Origin of the sequence: Olivibacter sp. 47 (genome assembly GCF_030372825.1) — a bacterium.
GTDB classification, from domain to species: domain Bacteria; phylum Bacteroidota; class Bacteroidia; order Sphingobacteriales; family Sphingobacteriaceae; genus Olivibacter; species Olivibacter oleidegradans.
Window position 1 is genome coordinate 38,056 of sequence record NZ_JAUCNR010000001.1, and the last position, 18,236, is coordinate 56,291.

16 protein-coding genes are annotated in these 18,236 nt (G+C 43.1%); all 16 read right to left on the minus strand.

The genetic code is table 11. From position 1 onward, the window contains the following. Nucleotides 1-187 precede the first annotated feature (187 nt). Nucleotides 188-1,582 (minus strand): alpha-L-fucosidase, encoded by a 1,395-nt coding sequence (locus tag QT327_RS00125; protein WP_289551542.1) that lies wholly within the window; start codon nt 1,580-1,582, stop codon nt 188-190. A gap of 75 nt (nt 1,583-1,657) precedes the next feature. Then, nucleotides 1,658-1,885, minus strand: coding sequence for a hypothetical protein (locus QT327_RS00130; protein WP_013663913.1), 228 nt, complete (start codon nt 1,883-1,885; stop codon nt 1,658-1,660). 149 nt (nt 1,886-2,034) lie between these two features. Continuing rightward, nucleotides 2,035-3,048: a LacI family DNA-binding transcriptional regulator gene (locus QT327_RS00135; RefSeq protein ID WP_130858071.1), complete on the minus strand. Its 1,014-nt coding sequence runs from the start codon at nt 3,046-3,048 to the stop codon at nt 2,035-2,037. A gap of 117 nt (nt 3,049-3,165) precedes the next feature. Continuing rightward, nucleotides 3,166-4,239, minus strand: coding sequence for a hypothetical protein (locus QT327_RS00140; RefSeq protein WP_130858072.1), 1,074 nt, complete (start codon nt 4,237-4,239; stop codon nt 3,166-3,168). 4 nt (nt 4,240-4,243) lie between these two features. Then, complete coding sequence (locus QT327_RS00145) at nt 4,244-4,579, minus strand: peptidylprolyl isomerase (protein ID WP_049794939.1); 336 nt, start codon at nt 4,577-4,579, stop codon at nt 4,244-4,246. Between the two features lie 27 nt (nt 4,580-4,606). Continuing rightward, complete coding sequence (locus QT327_RS00150) at nt 4,607-5,680, minus strand: GTP-binding protein (RefSeq protein WP_289551543.1); 1,074 nt, start codon at nt 5,678-5,680, stop codon at nt 4,607-4,609. 11 nt (nt 5,681-5,691) lie between these two features. Further along, entirely contained in the window at nt 5,692-7,968 is a 2,277-nt protein-coding gene (locus tag QT327_RS00155; RefSeq protein ID WP_289551544.1) for a GH116 family glycosyl hydrolase, read from the minus strand. 29 nt (nt 7,969-7,997) lie between these two features. Next, entirely contained in the window at nt 7,998-8,324 is a 327-nt protein-coding gene (locus QT327_RS00160) for a twin-arginine translocation signal domain-containing protein (protein ID WP_289551545.1), read from the minus strand. A 30-nt stretch (nt 8,325-8,354) separates the two neighbouring features. Beyond that, nucleotides 8,355-10,016, minus strand: a complete 1,662-nt coding sequence (locus QT327_RS00165) for a ribulokinase (RefSeq protein ID WP_289551546.1) — start codon at nt 10,014-10,016, stop codon at nt 8,355-8,357. Between the two features lie 160 nt (nt 10,017-10,176). Then, nucleotides 10,177-11,517, minus strand: coding sequence for an L-fucose:H+ symporter permease (gene fucP, locus QT327_RS00170; protein ID WP_130858076.1), 1,341 nt, complete (start codon nt 11,515-11,517; stop codon nt 10,177-10,179). Between the two features lie 9 nt (nt 11,518-11,526). After that, complete coding sequence (locus QT327_RS00175; protein ID WP_130858077.1) at nt 11,527-13,290, minus strand: L-fucose isomerase; 1,764 nt, start codon at nt 13,288-13,290, stop codon at nt 11,527-11,529. Nucleotides 13,291-13,473: 183 nt separating this feature from the next. Continuing rightward, the gene (locus QT327_RS00180; protein ID WP_289551547.1) at nt 13,474-14,721 is read right to left on the minus strand and encodes a DUF6786 family protein; all 1,248 of its coding nucleotides are present in this window, start codon (nt 14,719-14,721) and stop codon (nt 13,474-13,476) included. A gap of 1 nt (nt 14,722) precedes the next feature. Continuing rightward, nucleotides 14,723-15,313, minus strand: coding sequence for a glycoside hydrolase family 172 protein (locus QT327_RS00185; RefSeq protein ID WP_502910519.1), 591 nt, complete (start codon nt 15,311-15,313; stop codon nt 14,723-14,725). Between the two features lie 76 nt (nt 15,314-15,389). Further along, nucleotides 15,390-15,914 carry a DUF2961 domain-containing protein gene (locus QT327_RS00190; RefSeq protein WP_289551549.1) on the minus strand — a complete coding sequence of 175 codons (525 nt, stop codon included), beginning with the start codon at nt 15,912-15,914 and terminating at the stop codon, nt 15,390-15,392. A gap of 130 nt (nt 15,915-16,044) precedes the next feature. After that, the gene (locus tag QT327_RS00195) at nt 16,045-16,473 is read right to left on the minus strand and encodes a DUF4945 domain-containing protein (RefSeq protein WP_130858079.1); all 429 of its coding nucleotides are present in this window, start codon (nt 16,471-16,473) and stop codon (nt 16,045-16,047) included. An 11-nt stretch (nt 16,474-16,484) separates the two neighbouring features. Next, a complete protein-coding gene (locus QT327_RS00200) occupies nt 16,485-18,236 on the minus strand; it encodes a RagB/SusD family nutrient uptake outer membrane protein (protein ID WP_289551550.1) in 1,752 nt (583 codons plus the stop codon).

Genomic DNA, 18,236 nt, shown 5'->3' on the forward strand with positions numbered 1-18,236 from the left:
TAGTGTCTGAATCACGCTTATTTGCATAAACATGACTCAGGATTCAAAGAAAACGATTTAGCAATTCTTTAAATACTCTATTTGTATCAATAATTCGCCAATTTGTCTTATAGAAGATTGAAGAAGGGGGAATGGTAAAAGACGATATAAGGGGCAAAAAAAAAAGCGACCTTTTGGTCGCATTTTTTTATTCGAGGATCAATTCGATAACCGGGATCTCCACATTCGGTTTCACCACCGGTAAGTCCACAATGAGATCGTTTTCACCGGCTGTTGCTGTTGTGTGTGCACCGGACGCGGCAGACGAACGCGAGGTGTACTTAATTTCGGAGCCGTCGTGCAGAAACTGCGCATATTTTACCTTGCCCTTATAGTCGGGTAAATACAGTGTTTTAAACGGCCATTGTAATAGGTGGACGTACAAACGCTTGGTATCCGGATTGTAGGTCAGAAAACAGTTATCAGGTTTTTTAAATGCTTCAGGGGCGGCCGTACATCCATAGATGGACCGGCTATTGTATTTCATCCATTTGCCCATACCAGCCAACCGATCAGTAGCCCGATCATCGAAATACCCTCTGGCAGTTGGCCCTACATTTAACAATAGATTTCCGCCTTTGCTTACGACTTCAATCAGCATAGCAATCAGCTGGTTGGTGCTTTTCCACGTATTTTCGTCGCGGTGATAGCCCCACGAACCGGAAAACGTTTGGCAGGTTTCCCACGGCACTCTTTTACCATTCACCTCCGGCCATTTGCTTGGCATAAACTGCTCCGGTGTTTTGTAATCCCAGCCCCAATCCGTATCGTTTATATCTAATCGGTCGTTCACGATAATTTCGGGTTGTAGCTTGCGGGTCAGCTTTAAAATCCCTTCGCTGTCCCAGTCATCATGTCCCTTACCATCCGGACCTGGATAGGAGAAATCATAGAACAAAAGATCGATCTTTCCATAGTTAGTAAGCAGCTCGGTAATCTGGTCTTTCATAAATTGCCGATACTTACTCATATCGCGCTTACTGTTGCTCTCGCGGGCTTCCTTTTTATTGCGCAAAGCATGCGTACCGTCTACCTTAAAATCCGGATGGTGCCAATCGATTAGCGAATAGTAAAAGCCAACCTTTAAGCCGGCCTCGCGACAAGCCTCGACGAAAGGTTTCAAAAGATCTCTTTTTGCAGGCGTGTTCGGTGCTTTGTAATCACTTACCTTGGTATCCCATAAACTAAAACCCTCATGATGCCTTGCGGTGAGTACAATATATTTCATCCCAGCCTCTTTTGCATACGCTGCCCACTCTTTTGGGTTGTATAAATCCGGATCGAATATATTGAAGTACTTGTCCTTATATTCTTCAGTACTCCGTTGTTCTATCTGCTGTACCCACTCATGTCTTGCCGATACAGCATATAATCCCCAATGGATGAACATCCCAAAGCGATCGTGCCTCCACCAAGCCAGACGCTGATCTTTATGCTCTTGGCTTTCCTTCGCCCATGGGGGCGTTTCAGTGCTGCCTTGTCCGCTCGCAATCGAAACTCCAAGATATCCAATGAATAGTAGATTTAATAGAAGGGTTCTCATAATATAATTTTTGGTTTATGCATAAATACACATCCCAAAGCAGATTCAATCAAACTATATTAGCATAGTATTGAGTTATTTTAGCACCCGCTTACGATCGGCACTTTTGCGTATCCACTTTTTGACAAGACTCCCTTTCCAAAGCCAGAATCCCGAAAGAATAATGATGGGTAAGAATACAAACTTTACGGCTAAAGCCGGATATGTTAGTGCTGCCACCGGCCCGTAAATGTAGCCGAGTATTGGAATACTTAATATAATGTGTATCCAACGTATGATTTTTCTTTCTATGTGAGCCTTCATGTTACTCCTCCTTTTGTTTATGACGAGGCCGCTTATTGAGTCGTCAATTTCCTGATCACAAGCTAAATTAGTAAGCTTCGTAAGCATTTAGCGAAGAAGTAGATGTAGCCGAAGAATTTGGAGACCAATCCCTAAACTTTTGAGACCTATCACTTGGCACTTGACTTTTTAATAACAAAATCAGAGGCTAAAGAAACCTGTTCTTCCTCTTTTTCCGGATTATTAATCTTCTTGAGTAAAATATTGACAGCCTGTTGTCCTACCTCTACTAAAGGCTGTTTCACATAAGTTAGCGGACAATAAAAAAAATCAAATGCGTCACACTCGTCAAAGCAGACCACGGCCACATCGTCCGGTACTCTTAGCTTTTTGCGGTTTAAATATTTCAGGCCATGAATGGAAAGTGTGTTGGTAGCAAAAAACAACGCATCAATTTTTTGCTTTCCGTTAATTAATTCGTCAATTTTATCCTGTATTTCGCCTTCACCCATTTCATAAGTAACTTCTTTTAATAAGGCTTTTCCATATGCAGCATCTTTAACTGCCTGTTTATATCCCCTTACCCGTTCTTTCATATGAATAAGCCCATTTTTATAAGCTATCATACCGATCCGTTCGAAACCGGCATCAATTAAATGCTTTGTTGCCCTGTAGGCAGCTCCAAAATTATCGGTAATCACATAATTGGTTTGAATTTTGGGAAAATACCGGTCAATCAAGACAAAAGGGATATTGGCTTTTTTTAAGCTCTCTATCTGTGACTCCGTTCGTTCTGTGGGTGCTATAATAAACCCATCAACTTGCCTTTCAATCAATACTTCAATTAAATCTCGGGATTTTTCAGCATTTTCATCTGAGCTACCGAAGATAACGGTATAATTATATTTTTTTGCCTCATCTTCTATAGTGCGGGCGATATTTGCAAAAAAGGGGTTGGAAATATCCGCCAATATCAATCCGATCGTAAATGACTTTCCACTCTTCAAGCTTTTCGCCAACTGATTTGGTTGATAATTCATTTCCATTGCCTTTTTACGAATCACTTCGGCTATTTCTTTGCCTACTCTCGCTTCTTTTTCCTTATTATTAAGTACATAAGAAACTAAAGCGGTAGAAACTCCTACAGCCTTGGCAATGTCCTTTAACGAAACTTTTTTATTCATATAATGGCGTGAATAATGATTTAGCTTAAAGAATCTTATCAGAAGATTTAGTTCGCAAGTTACTGTTTAAACGATTAAATCTCAAATTCCAATTAATTATTGTCTTCAATAACGGGACTAAAACCTGTCCAAAATTTCCTGAGGTGTGCGTTCTGATATTCCAAAAAATATCTTTTGACCGGATTGATAAGGTTGGCGCAGTTCAAAATTTTCAAAGGCTGCCCCTCCTGGGATTTTCATGTAATGGGTAGAATCCCGACTTCCACCGCTCCAATAACGATACCTGCCGTTCACTCTTACCATTAAACGATTATCACTTCCATTGTTTTGTTCGCTACGCCAGTATTGCGTAAACTTCAGGGGTGGGCGATACCTCCAGCCCAATTTGCTTTTCGCCAAGGAATCAACCGGCCAAGCTTTTAAGGCTTGTATATCTTCATTACCGGTTGCAAATGCGAAATAACTTCCGTCAAGACTACGGAGCATGCTGCTCGCTGGATAGCTTTCCTTTTCGATAAAATCTATTCCATTATAGCCTTTATAGAGCACTCGGGAATCAATCGCGCCTTCTTTTAAATGTAGCGATCGTAGTCGTGCATAGTTTCCCATCGTCGCTGTGATATTGCAATAATCCATTTGCTTACTATCCTCCCGATTGAATAACTGAATAGCCAATTCATCCGGTCGATCACTTCGAATCGAGAGTTTTAAGTAGGGATGCGCCCCCGAGTGATATTTTTCCAGGAATACATAAATAGACAATTCCTCCAACTCGGGACGAGCGTCATCAGGGTGACTAATAACACCACGGCAATTAGCCGTTGGATAAAATGCAGTGGGATTGGGGTGATCGCTTGCCCACATTATCTTCCCCCAGCGGTTATCAACTGATGAAGGCGATATTTCGCTAAATTCGATCTTTCCATCTACAAGTGGTTCAATAGCTAAAAAATTAAGTAGATAAATTTTTCCACTTCGCTCAACGCCAACACGTATCAATCCCCTAGGACCACCACCGTAAATCGCATGCGCATCTTCGAGACCGTAGGGCCATAAACTGAAAACAATGCCTTGCCGGATTCCCCATTTCGCCACATCGTGTACATCATTCGGTCTAATCCAACGATCTTGCGCATTTAATGAAATATGCAGCAAACAGAAAAACGTAAGGAAAAAAATAAAAGACTTCATTATTTTATGATTTATAGCAAACACAGTCTTCGTCGCAGTTGACTAGTTTCTCATGCAGGCCGCTTGCAATTTCCGCCTTATTAGCTAAGCGGACCGTATCGATAATCACTTCCAGCTCAAAACTATCATCAAGACCTTTCCCTACATTCTTTTCGAGCGTAATTTTCTTTTGATCTCCTTTTTGTAAACCCGCCAGCTCCTGCTCTAATTGTGGATCAATCTTTCCATCTCCATAGAGATATTCAATGGCCGGGCCATTCATCAAATCTTCAAGAATTTCACCCTTGCTATTTGACATTCTATAGCGCAAGCTCACCACCGTATTTCTTTTTATCTTCATAAGGATTTCTTACTAATCAATAATGATCTAGGTAATGATTCGATGTGTAGGTCTGGGATATCCAGGAACAAATATACTTGTCTTCAGCAAGGCTATTTTTACACCGTTCTGTTTTGCAACCCGCTGTAAAGCTTTATCGACAATACCTTGTAACGATTTAGGCCGACATTGGACGCGTGCATTTATAAGCATCCGAAGCTTGTCAAGCTTGCCTGATAGTTGTATACGAAAATCCGCTGTTTCCATGGTAGTAAAACTTAATTTCTGACTCTCTTCTCCGCCTTCGATTAAAAATTTCAGGTGTCCTATAGGCAAATTGCGCTCGCGAATCATCCTGTTTAACATGCTAATCAATAGCTCAGCAGCGTGGCCCGCACGCCCTTCCGAAGAAACCAGCTCCAAGTTGTAATCAAGCCAAGTTAGGGCTGCCTCACCTTTCCCATATATATCATAATCAATAAAAAGTGATCTTCTTTCCTTAAAATGCTCATATGTTTCCGTTTTCTGCAACCAATTCAGAATAGATTCACGCTGTAAGGAGCTTTGAAAGACCACCTGCTTATCGGGAAATTCTTTTTTGATCAACGAATCCAAAACAGCTAATTCGGTTGGCTCTAAAAGGTCTACTTTGTTGATGATCAGCAAGTCGGCCTCCTCCAGTTGACGCTTATAAATGTAATTTACACTATCTTTAAAAATTCGGGAATGTCCCAAAGCTATAGGCAAAAGCTTCGCATCGGCGAAAACAGATAAGGTTATTTTGATTTCACCATAATATCGACGTAAAGGATTAAGAATCGTCGAAATCAAATCCGTGCAAGAACCAACCGACTCCGCAAAAATCAAATCAACCTGATGCTGCTCAAGCAGCTGATTCATATTACGAGTAAACGACTCGAAGTTGCAACAGAAGCAGCTTCCCGTCACTTCCTCAGTGAGGATGCCTTCTCGAGCCATAAATTGGGTGTCTACTAATTCCGTTCCCTGATCGTTTGTAATAACACCTACTCTAAATCCTTGCATCTGCAATAATTTGCATGCATGGTTAATAGCCGTAGTTTTCCCACTGCCCAAAAAACCGCTTAAAAGATTTAAATGCATATGCCTTTATTTTAACCAAGTCTCACTTTTTTACCTGATAGTGAAATTTCTTTCGCTGGTATTTCACCATAAACAACGTCCAACTTTGCCTGACCATTTTTTAAACTCACCAATCCAAAGCCTTTGTCTGTAGACAAGAAAGAAGAGAAATCACCGATTTTGGAATCAATATAAAGCACTTTGTCCACTGCATCGTAGCGCACTCCCGTCATTGCCTGTAAACAAGCATAACTAGCCATTGCTCTGGCATACCAACTTCCACATTCGTATTCATTAAATGGGTTTCTTATACGTCCATCATACCGCTTTCTGCAAGCGCTGATAATCTCAAGTCCTTTATCAGTTTCACCGATCTGCATCAAGTGCGAAGCTACTTGATACTCGATACCTGTCCACACCTCATTACTATACACGAAAGGCAGCGAAAGCATGCCTCCTTTAGGCCAAGTACAGAGCAACAAACCACCTTCATGTCCCATCGCATAAGTCGGTCGCTGTGGGTTGATATGATCTGTTAAATCGTTTTTGAGATTGTATTGATGCACCGCACGTAAATGGCTGTTTACCTTTTCTTGGTCTAACGGATTTTCCAATCCGCACATCGCCGCCATCCAAGCACCGATTACACCATCCGAAAGACAGCCTGTACCATATTGATACTTTGGCCCCTCTTTTTTCAATATTTCGATGGCCTCGGGTGTATACTGTGTATGAAAGGATTGCGCTTTGGTTGGATCCGGGGCCTTCAAACCTGTCCACTGTATCTTTTGAATAAAATATTCGCCATTATACAGCTGATCTTCCATATAGGCCCTTCCGCGATCATACAAAGTCTCGTAACGTTTCATATTTTTCCTTTGATAGCGCCCCATTTCGATCAGTGCCTTCAGTGCTCCTAAATAAAAGCTTGTGCACATACCATTTGGGCCCCAAAATTCGATATCATAGGTATTATGATGCGGTTCTTCCAAGATCCCTTTGCCGTTGGGATCCCAAGTTTGAATGCAATAATCCAAACTCTTTTGTACCATCGGGTAAAGCTTTTTCATCCACTCATCATCACCCGATATTCGCCAATCTCGATAAACTTTCATAATCCCGCCCAATTGGCCATCAGCCGCAGCGTGAAAATCGTGTTTCAACGGACTGATCGGCAAATTAGCTCGAAAGCCCTGATGCCCTTCTGCATTTTGATTTTCACAAAATTCCGTGAGTCGTAAGCTTCTTTCCAAGGAGGGGAACAGATGAGGCAATGCTTGCGCATAGTTCCATACATGCGTACAAGACCCGTCACAGCAACCGTTATGCGGAAAGATTCCCTCGTAGGCCCAAAGACGACCGTCGTGCTGTCTTCTTACGGTCGGCGTTTTCAAAATGCTTAAATTAGCAGCTACTGCCTCCAATACTTCAGGCGGTAAAGTGGAAGCATAAAAGGTATCCCGAAATAAGGCCGTGTTTTTATAAAGTGTTGTGTAATTGGTTTTCCAATAGTCAACCAGCTCCTCCATATGCTTAAATCTTTGGCTATACCAAGGTTTATAATTTGTAGGAATCGGCTTATCTTCCCCCATACCTAAGGCGGCCGGTGTAGTGCAACAAGCTTCTTTGCCTGTTTTGTCGTCTGGCATGGCTTGCCCTGCTTTCTCATTTGATTCGGGCACATACCATGCCATAAGGATTCGGATTTCCTTCTCTTCATTCGCCCCTAATTGAAAAGGAATAAAGAGGGAAGCTCCAGGTGCATCCTTGTCAATAGGATCTACCGCTTTTACATTGGCATCCTTAATGGTATTCCACACCATGGTTAGGGGATCAAACCAGCCTCCTCTGAACCAGCAATAATCAACAATTACCTCGTCCCTGGTATCTGCAAAAATGGCAAAGTCGGTCGCTAAATTATTTTTACCCTCTGTTTTAGCCTGCGATAGGAGGAAGCCTTTTTGTATTTTCTTTATCGATCCCTCTCCTTCCGGTTGAACTACAAAGTTTCGGCTGTTGAAAGAAAAAACAGCCTCGAGGTTTTCTTGTGAAGTATTAATGAATCGGTACGTTAAAGCACCAACCGGCAGGCTGGAATTATCGGCATCAGAAGGAACGAAAGGACTCCACGCCTCCAGTCGTACTTGTAACGGAAACTTATCATCACGTAGCTGGATCTCCGCAAAAGGAAACCGTGCTAAAAATTCAGCTTGCTCGAAGTGAGGTAGGCCATAAGTTGTACCACCACTACCGCCACCATAATCCTTATAACCGAAAAGCTTCCAGTCCGGCACCGGTCCTTCCAACACTTTCGCACTGTTTGCTCGACCTTTAATGGCTACAGCGCCAAAATGGTAGGTTCATGAAACAGCTCCGGTTTATGACGGATGGAGACGTGCGAAATTGCGCCGGAGCCTTCCAAACAGAACATACCGGCACCGATTCCACCAATGGGAAAAGCAATCTTATCGAGGTGATGACCAACATATGGTCCGTTGAATACTCGGTCATGCTCCTCCTTCGTGAATTGTCTACAGCTTTGCTGTTCCTTTTCTATAGGGCTTTCATTGGTAGAGGCAAAGAGCGTTGAAGGTGCCGCACCTACGGCAACTCCTCCCAATGCGAGATTACGAAGAAAGTTCCGCCGATCTTTTTTCTGTTGCATAATTCATATTTTTAGGTTTAAAACTGGCTGTTAAGCCTTTTCTATACAAACGCCTAACTGATTATATCGCTGATAACGCTTTTCGTACAATTCGGTATATGTTATATTCGGATGGTAGACACGATCAAATCCTGGCCCCATCGCTTCCATCGCTTTTTCCACAGAAGGATAAATATCCGCTACGGTCGCCGCGAACATAGCAGCGCCAAGTGCACAGGTTTGCTCCGATCGATGCACTTTAAGTGGCATTCCTAGAATATCAGCTAACATTTGCATAATGAAGGGCGATTTTTGAGCGATCCCCCCTACACCAATTAGCCCCTTTACCGGAATGCCTTCTTCTTGAAATCGTTCTACTATCTTACGTGCACCAAAACAGGTTGCTTCAACCAATGAACGATATATACTAGGGGCGCTGCTTCCTAAAGTTAAGCCACTAACAAGACCTTTCAATTGCTGATTTGCGTCCGGTGTCCTTCGCCCATTTAACCAGTCAACCGCCAATTCGCTCGATTCGTCGAAAGTTAGTTTAGCAGCTTCATTTGCAAGTCCGTCCAATAATTGGTCCTGTAAACGAGCATACAGCTGGCGCGTTAAGATTGGGTCTGCAGAATTGGAGTTGGACAAATGTTGTACAGGCCATAAAAGCAGTTGTTTAAACCAAGCATATACATCCCCAAAAGCAGATTGTCCGGCCTCCAAGCCAATCATCCCCGGGATGATCGAGCCGTTTACCTGTCCGCAGATTCCTCTTACAACCCGATGTCCCAATTCATGGGGCGGCACGATTAACATATCACAAGTAGAAGTTCCCATCACCTTACTTAGAAAATAAGGTTCTATCTGCCCTCCTACAGCCCCCATATGCGCATCCATGGCCCCAATACCGATTAAAACCTGTGTGGATAAACCCAGACGATCAGCCCATTCCTCACTTAGGCTTCCGGCCAGTTGGTCAGCAGTATAAACCCTTTTGGGATAAGTTTTTACCACCTTCATCAAACGAGGATCAAGTGTCGCAAAAAAATCATCAGAAGGTAATCCATCATACTCACTTGACCAGAGCCCTTTATGTCCCGCTGTGCAGATCCCTCTTTTGATTTGATCAGCGTGCTTTCCACCTGTTAGTAAAAAAGGCATCCAATCGCAATGTTCAACCCAAGTATAACATGCCTTATACACCGCTTCATCGGACTTCACTACATGGAGTAGTTTAGCCCAAAACCATTCAGAGGAATATATTCCACCCACATACTTCAAATAATCGATATTAAATTTTTTTGCTAAAGCATTTATAGCAGCAGCCTCCTCTACCGCGGTATGATCCTTCCAAAGAACAAACATGGCATTGGGATTATCGGCAAAGCCCGGCAAAAGGGCTAGCGGCGTACCGGCAGCGTCCACTGCAACAGGTGTCGACCCTGTCGTGTCTACCGAAATGGCCCGAATATTAGCACGCACCACGCTGCCCGCCTGTTTCAGACAAGCCTTAATAGTTTGTTCTACGCCTTCTATATAATCTTTGGGATGTTGACGAAATTGATTACGAATAGGATTGCAATACAAACCGTCTCGCCAACGCGGATAGGGGTGTACGGCGGCAGCTATCTCTTCCCCGGAATGCGCATCAACAATGAGCGCGCGCACGGAATCCGTGCCAAAATCTACACCTATACAGTAATTGGAATTCATTTCTTCAGCTTTATGCCATAAGCAGTAAGCTATAGGCCATTGGTTATTTGTTGTTCGTTATTGGTGATTAGTTACCGGTTATTCGTTGTGCCTTTCAGACAGGAGTTGTTGAACAGTTGGTCGACTATTTAACCACTCAACTATTTAACTACTTAACGTATTAATGATGATGCAAGATAATCTCATTATCATGTTCTATTTTGCCGACCCCCCAGATCGCGTACCAAGCAATGAACGCAAAACATAGCATCGGAATGAAAAACGCTACAGACATACTTGAATGATCGGCAACTACGCCCATAATAGGTGGACAAAAGGCTCCTCCTGCTACTGCCATAACAAGAAAAGAGGATGCTTTTTTTGTAAGCGACCCCAAGCCGTGGATTCCTAAAGCAAAAATAGTTGGGAACATGACAGACATAAAGAAGTAGCAGCTAAATAAGGCGATAACAGAGCCCCAACCTAATGCTAACTGTACGAAAACCATTAAGGCTGTATTAATAAGCGCATAAATAGCCAGCAATTTTTTAGGTTTTAGAAATTTCATGAGATACGCCCCGGATATTCTCCCTATCCAGAATAAGCCCATGCCTCCGATTGCAAGAATTACGGAGGCTGCCTGCTCTGCATTCTTCGGCATAAAGACCTCTCCAAAATAACCTAAGTGTTGCATCATGTTAGCGACCGGGCCTGTTACGTTTGGAATTTCTTCCGTTACGTAGTTAATGAAGAAAGAATTAACACCAGTTTGGGCGGCCACATAAAGAAACTGAGCAATTACTGCAGCAATAAAGGCAGGATGTTTTAACAGTCGGCCCATTTTCGGGTTCTCTTCAGACTCTTCCTCGCTTTTTTCCTCAATATCGGGTAATTTAATCAACATAAAAATAACAGCGACCACTACAACCACACAGCCGATGCCCATATACGGTTTTACCAGCGAATCAAATTTTTCGGCGCCGTCCTGTTGTTCGGCACCGAAAATAAACAAACCACCCATCAAAGGTCCTAAAATCCACCCCAGTCCGTTGAACGACTGGGAAATATTGATACGCCGTGCTGCAAACTCCTCCTCTTGCGAGCCTAACACGGTAGAATAGGGATTCGCGGCTGTTTCCAAACAGGCCAGTCCGCAAGCAATTACAAATAAGGCTAGCAAAAAGGGAATAAAAGCTTCAAATTTTGCTGCCGGATAAAACAAAAACGCTCCTATCCCAAAAAGGGTTAGTCCCAGAATAATTCCCTTTTGATATCCGTAACGTTTCATAAAAATGCCCGCAGGGATGGCCATTGCCAAGTAACCGATATAAAGGGAAAATTGGACAAATCCGGATTGCGCCTTAGAAACCTGTAGCGTATCCTGAAAGTGCTTATCCAACACGTCCAATAAACCATGAGCAAAGCCCCATAGCAAAAAAAGACTGCAGATAAACATAAAAGGAACGAGGTAGTTTATACCATCCTTGGTTCGGAAAAGCGACCCTGTTGTTTTTTTATTCATAAACATGGCTTATTTATATAGTGGTCCATAACTGGCACAGGCGCGGTAATCAGCACCTTCATGGTCCATACCAAAGGCATTCCAGGCGCTGGGTCTAAAAATGCGAGGGGATTCAACGTTATGCATACAAACAGGGATCCGAAGCATGGATGCCAGCGTCAATAGATCGGCACCGATATGTCCATGACTAATAGCGCCGTGGTTGGAGCCCCAAGCAGCCATTACACTATAAACGTCACGAAACGCGCCTTCTCCTGTGGTTTTCGGTACAAACCAAGTAGTTGGCCATGTGCGATCCGTTCGTTCATCCAGTAACCTATTCACATTTTCCGGAAGCTCGACAGTCCACCCTTCGGCCAGTTGCAATACCGGTCCTACACCTTTCACCAGATTTAAACGACACATCGTAACCGGCATACCGCCCTCTGTCAAAAATTTGGACGAATAGCCGCCTCCTCTAAAATAATCGAGATTTGCCGGATGCCAAGTGGTCGCTGCTAAGCAAGCTTCCACTTCTTCATCGCTAATTTCCCAATGTGGTTTCATCACAGGCTCTCCTTCGTATTTCTGTTTACCGGTGCCATCCAGCGTAGCGGCTCCGGAGTTAATTAAATGGATAAAGCCATGTTGAGCAACACCTGTAGGCCGCCAACCCGAAACACGCTCAACCGCATCCGGGCTCCAAAAGGTTCGGACATCGGCAAAAATCTGCGCTTTATTCGTCAATAAGTAATTAAACAGCATGGACACCCCGTTCAACGAATCGTTTTCGGTAGCTACTATAAAGGGGGCACGTTTGCCATTCCAATCGAAGGAAGAATTCAGCAATGCTTCTGAAAAATCGCCGTTCGGCAGGAAATCGGTCCATTGGCGTTGCCCTTGGAAGCCCGATACCAAGGCATGATGCCCGTGTGCTTCTTCAGCATAGCCCATATCCTTTAACTTTTTGTTCCCGATCATGAGGTCGCGGATAATAAGGGTCATTTTCACTACAAATTCCCAATCGTTATCTTTTTCGGCGCGCGATTTTACTTTATGAGATTGATTAAAATCCTCACCTTCTTTACAGTATTTTTTTGTCCAAGCTAGCGCCCGTTCATATTCATCCTGATCAAACAAATTCAGTTGAATTCTGCGTAGCACTTCTGACGAATCAACGTATTCATTACGCATGCCTAAATAATTCTGAAAAAAGTCAGCATCAACGATTGATCCCACTATGCCCATAGAAACCGAACCAATGGCTAAATACGATTTTCCGCGCATGATGGCTACTGCTAAACCCGCGCGTGCAAAGCTCAACAGTTTTTCTTTTACATCATCCGGAATAAAGCGATCTCCCATATCTTGTACATCCTCGCCATAGATACCAAAAGCTGGAAGTCCCTTTTGGTTGTGGGCCGCAAGGGTAGCTGCCAAATACACCGCACCAGGGCGTTCTGTCCCATTGAAACCCCAAATTGCTTTCGGCAACAAGGGATTCATATCCATTGTTTCTGAACCATAACACCAGCAAGGTGTTACAGACAAAGAAACACCGACATTTTCGGCTTCGAACTTTTGTGCACAATCGGCGGCCTCCCTTACGCCGCCGATACAAGTATCGGCAATCACACATTGCACCGGACTTCCGTCAGGGTAACGCAACTCTGACTGAAATAAAGCAGCCACATCCTGCGCCATATTCATAGTCGTTTCTTCCAATGATTCGCGGATACCTCCTAAGCGGCCGTCGATAATGGGCCTAATTCCTATTTTGGGATAGTTGTTCATTTATTAATCGTGTTAAATTCAAAAGTCAAAAGTCAAAATTCAAAACCCTGTCAGTACGTGCTACTGCCACTCTTATAATCCAGTTGCCACTGCCACAACTCACTCATGACTCCTCATTCCAATCTACCGGCAGACAGGCATCCACTACTTAACTATTTTCCTACTCAACCATTTTACGATTTCCTACTCAATTTTCGCTTCCTTCAACGATATTCCGAGCACCTTTTGCGCAATGGTGTCTAAGTCCTCTTCCTCGCCGGTAAAATGAAAGACATAATGGTGATGTGTCAATTCTTCTTTAGGCTTTAAAAAAGCAGCCGGTGATACGCTTTCAATTTCATAAAAAGGCCCCATCTGACTGCCGTCTGCTAACGGACCATCATTATAAGCATTCATTGCATCGCCGGTAAAGGGGTCCTTATCCGGTGTCCACTCTTGGTTGAGATAAGTTGCTTTCGGGTGAATATCGAAATAAGTGATGGTTAACACTTTCGTGTCCGCAGCATAGCTGCCTGCAATTGGCTTAACGCGTTGAGGAGGTATGCCGAGCTTCCCTCGCGATTTTCCATCAGCCTTAAACAACAGCACGCTATCCTTTGCGATCAGTCTGTCCTTTGATATCTCTCCGAAATAATCCGTAGTAGCAATTTTACCCTTAACTTCCTTCTCAAACGGAATTATAATGACGGTTTTAGGCGTCGGAGTGAACATATCTAAGCTCCATAGACAAGGTGCGCCACTTTGCTTATCCCAAGCTTTGTCACCTTGATTAAGGATTTTATTAGTTGTTCGAAAACCTACTGTTTTTATGCTTTCACTCCAAGAAAGTCCCAGTACTTGCTCGATATCCTTTTTTTCAAGAATTTCGATGTTTCTCGAAAGTTGGATTTGTAGCTCAGTACCGGCATAATTCGTAATCGCAGTCTGCTTATGAAGCGTTACCTCTCTATCATTGGAAGCGCTGACTTCCCAAGGCTCTGTATCTACTGCCGACGGAGTATGCCAATTAGCAAACTCCATTGTGCTTTTCGGTTCAAAGAACAAAGAGAACTTCCCGCCTTCCGGCCCTAACCATAACCTATCTTCGCCTCCGTAAGCATTCATGTGCTCATCTTTCTTATCAAAAGCAGCGTAGTTGATCCAGCCAAAACTTCTACCCCTTTCTCCATCTGCCGTACTGGTAAATACCTTTGCTTGATATTTGGGCGAGACTACCACCTGCGCATCTCCGTGCACATCTTTAAGCACAATAACACTATCCCGTTTAGATAAAAAGGCAATATCATAACCGAACGAGCCGGGTTTATAGGTGGTCATTTCTTTAGAGGCTATCGTTGCTTGTTTATCTGATTTTTTTGACGATTGACTGCAAGCAACACTAAAAAGAGCCAGTATGCTTGAGACAATAATACGCTGCTTCATTCTTTTCATCTTAGTTAACTTCCAAATCGTTTTTCGCCGGTAATTTCGGAAAACGAGCATGGGGCTCGCGTTGATACCAGAAAGCAACGGTAATAATATCCGATTTTTGCGGTAAATATCGTCCCTCGGAACGCCATCCTAAGTCTTGAATCGTCACCTTCAGATCACTATCGAAGCGGATTGGGTCCATAATGTGCCAGCGATACATGCCAAAGCGTTGTTGCGCTTGATAGACACCGTCTGGACGGATCACCTGATGCAAACCGGCGAAGGGCGTGCAGTATTCCTGATATTGATGTGTTTTCTTATTTTCAAAATTGTAAGAACCGCAGAAGTAATCCTCGGTACCCGTACCTACAATAGTAGCGAAGTCTTTATCGCCATCCATAAAGAACTTAATCTCGCCTTCACCCCACCAGCCGTTATTGTTTACGCCTACGCCCATGTAGGTACCTACATAATGACCTTTTCCTTTGACGCCATCTAAAATGGTGTGAAGCGAAGTTGAATTTGGATTTGAACGGCGGTATTGTGCATGTAAATAAGCCTCCTCTTCCCCTACATCTGTTAACGTATAATCTACCTGATAATACAGGTTCATGGGTTCGCTGTTAATATTTTCAACCGTAATTCTACATTTTTTTCGGAACGGCATCTTCCAATAACAATTAAAGGCACTACCCGGATTCACCGTGACTGCCATAGAGCTCAACGGAGCGAATTCGTTCCAAGCCATTCCGAAAAAAGCACCAAACCGGAGCTTCAATAGAAGGCTCCGTTTCATCATCCCAATAGAAACGGATAATAGAGTAACTCCAATTGCCTGTAGGTGTCATCCAGATATGCTGCACCGCCCCTGGGCCTTCCATTTCAGCAATCGTGAAGGTCTCGCCTCCATTGATAGTAATATAAGGATTCACTTTCCAACCAAGACCTAAGTCACGTGCCTGAGAGGCGGAATTCGCTACATTTCGCTGACCTGCCTGCTTAACCGGATCTGCCATACCGCCCTTTCCTTTAGCACCGGAAAAATTTTCGGGACTAATTGAACGGGTTTTGGCATCCGATAACTTGGACAGCGTGCCCATGTTCATGTCGAGACCATTGAATGCGCCCTGTTGCTGTGCGTACGTAAATGAATAAATGAAAAGACCGATTAGCGCTGCCAGAAATTTTTTCATCATATTTTTCTTAAGGTTCATAAAAGCATTAGTTTAATAATTGGAAACCGATTGCCGGTTATCTTCATTTTGGTTTTACAATAGTAAGCTTAATCGTTTAAACAAACAAATAAAAGCCATTTATTTTTTATCATTTCTTCAACAATCCGTCTCACTGACCTTCGGCAATAACCGCCGTTTGGCCTAAAGAATAGATATTACTTGAATAGTTTACATCTTTTACTTTTGTCGAACCGTTTAGCTTAATGGTTATATGGTAAGTTTTAGCAATATCGGGAATTTCATAAATGAATTCTGAAGGTGCGTTTGACAATGTCGTATTGAAAACAGGAAGCGTTTTAGTCACGTTAACGATTTCCTTAACTTCAACAAAAACGTTGACCGGTAGTTCTATCTCGTTTGGAATATTGTCTGGAATATTCCATGTTAAGCGAACATGCTTATCATCTACTCGCTGCATAGTTAATCCCTCAACGGCAGGTAAACTTACTCCATCTTTTCTTTCCAGCATATCGCGATCGTTACAACCGGTAAAAAAGAGCGCGGACAGCGAGAATATATATATAAGTACTATTTTCATAATATGATAGTTTAATAGCCGGGATTTTGTTTATAACTACCTTTAGACCAATTCATCTGCGCTTGGGGGATCGGCAAAAATTCATCTCTACCTGCGGTAAAGCGCCCTTGATTATACCAATCAAATCGCGTTTTCTCTTTATTAATAAAAGCATTCATAACAGGTTCTAACTGTCCCCATCGCATCAAATCAAAAAAGCGTCGCCCCTCCATGGAAAATTCCAATCTGTTTTCCCACATCAAAGCCTGCCAAGCGAACTCTTTTGTCCAGGTCACGTTTACCCCAGGTTTATACGTTTCCACTTTATAATCCATCCACAAAGAACCATCCGGTTTATGCAAGCGCTGTGTACTGTTCGCGGCTCGTTGGCGTATACGATTAATCAATGGCAATGCTTCATTAAAGCGATCGAGCTGGATAAGTACCTCGGCCTTCCACAGTAAAACTTCGGAGTAGCGGATAACTTTTTCATTCATCGAATTCATTACATAAAATGGCCGAAAAATACAGTCGCAATCGGGATGAACCTGTTCTTTCATGGAGTTGAAGTAGCCATATTGGAAAGGAGCGCGTGACCCTGATTCTTGATACAATAAATTATTATCGTATTTCCAGGGATAGCCTGGTATAGCAGCTGTATGACTTAATCGTGGATCAAATTCATGACTTTTAAAAAATTCAACATAGGTATTGCCTTTCATTTCCGTATTGTTGTAGTTCTGGAAATCAGGCAAACCCGTTTCGTCTGTTTTAAAAGCATTGATCATTGTATGTGAAACTTTATTGAAGTCGCAGCAGGTAAAGTATGGCGCCCACCAGGGAGCATTGAGCTCATTACCTCGATTGATATGACCATCCGTTGTGCCGTCATCAATGGAATATTGTATCTCCCAAAGCGCCTCCTTGGTAGCGTTATCGAATTCAATCATAAAATTATCTCCAAAGTCCGCTTGTAAATCATAAACAGCCCCGTCTACGGCCATAATTGCATCTAAGTGGTCCAATGCTCTCTGCAGCGTTTCCTTGTTAATGTTAATCACTTGATGCCGATCGTTTTGTTCGTATGCTCTAAAAAGCAAGGCCTTTGCAGCTAGCGCGTGTGCCGCATATTTTGTTGGTCGACCTTTTTCAGCTTGGGTCTCAGGCAAAATAGCTGCCGCATCTTCGAAATTTTGAATAATCCAATCCCATAAAGGCAAATCATTCGCCATGCCATCCGGTCGATTCGAAATACCTTCTACCACTACTGCGTCAGAAGGTGTGTTCTCGTCAATTATGGGCACATATTTCCATCTTAGTTTCATACCAAGGTAGATCCATCCGCGTAGAAATTTCATTTCTGCGATTCGCTGATCCTTCTTTGGAAACGTGGACGCATCTACCGCATTCAGTAAACGCAAAGCAATGTTTGCTCGGCTAATCCCAACATAACCGCGGTACCAAGGACCGTCGTTATTGCCGACGTTTGGTGTTACACCGGTAAAGGTTTCCATTTCGTACCACGGTGTTTGATCACTCAAACCACCACCTCCCTTATAAGCGTCATCTGAACGAACAGATTGAATCCAGGGATTGTGTGTGTCTGCAAATCCCAACGAAGACATGTGTGAATAGGCGGCCACTACAAAACTTTCTATTTGAGCAGGGTCTTCTGCTTGACTTTGCGATAAAACACCCTTGGTGTCGACCTCTAAAAATTTCTGACACCCCGCTGATAAGATCAGTAAAGTCAGGGTTATATACAATTGAACTGTTTTCATCAT

Excerpts from the sequence above, each read along its gene's own strand:
- QT327_RS00190 (WP_289551549.1), bottom strand. The coding sequence starts at position 15,914 with ATGAACCTTAAGAAAAATATGATGAAAAAATTTCTGGCAGCGCTAATC.
- QT327_RS00165 (WP_289551546.1), bottom strand. The coding sequence starts at position 10,016 with ATGAATTCCAATTACTGTATAGGTGTAGATTTTGGCACGGATTCCGTG.
- QT327_RS00195 (WP_130858079.1), bottom strand. The coding sequence starts at position 16,473 with ATGAAAATAGTACTTATATATATATTCTCGCTGTCCGCGCTCTTTTTT.
- QT327_RS00185 (WP_502910519.1), bottom strand. The coding sequence starts at position 15,313 with ATGAACCTGTATTATCAGGTAGATTATACGTTAACAGATGTAGGGGAA.
- QT327_RS00130 (WP_013663913.1), bottom strand. The coding sequence starts at position 1,885 with ATGAAGGCTCACATAGAAAGAAAAATCATACGTTGGATACACATTATA.
- QT327_RS00125 (WP_289551542.1), bottom strand. The coding sequence starts at position 1,582 with ATGAGAACCCTTCTATTAAATCTACTATTCATTGGATATCTTGGAGTT.
- QT327_RS00180 (WP_289551547.1), bottom strand. The coding sequence starts at position 14,721 with ATGAAAAGAATGAAGCAGCGTATTATTGTCTCAAGCATACTGGCTCTT.
- QT327_RS00160 (WP_289551545.1), bottom strand. The coding sequence starts at position 8,324 with ATGCAACAGAAAAAAGATCGGCGGAACTTTCTTCGTAATCTCGCATTG.
- QT327_RS00200 (WP_289551550.1), bottom strand. The coding sequence starts at position 18,236 with ATGATGAAAACAGTTCAATTGTATATAACCCTGACTTTACTGATCTTA.
- QT327_RS00140 (WP_130858072.1), bottom strand. The coding sequence starts at position 4,239 with ATGAAGTCTTTTATTTTTTTCCTTACGTTTTTCTGTTTGCTGCATATT.
- QT327_RS00175 (WP_130858077.1), bottom strand. The coding sequence starts at position 13,290 with ATGAACAACTATCCCAAAATAGGAATTAGGCCCATTATCGACGGCCGC.
- QT327_RS00135 (WP_130858071.1), bottom strand. The coding sequence starts at position 3,048 with ATGAATAAAAAAGTTTCGTTAAAGGACATTGCCAAGGCTGTAGGAGTT.
- QT327_RS00145 (WP_049794939.1), bottom strand. The coding sequence starts at position 4,579 with ATGAAGATAAAAAGAAATACGGTGGTGAGCTTGCGCTATAGAATGTCA.
- QT327_RS00150 (WP_289551543.1), bottom strand. The coding sequence starts at position 5,680 with ATGCATTTAAATCTTTTAAGCGGTTTTTTGGGCAGTGGGAAAACTACG.
- fucP (WP_130858076.1), bottom strand. The coding sequence starts at position 11,517 with ATGAATAAAAAAACAACAGGGTCGCTTTTCCGAACCAAGGATGGTATA.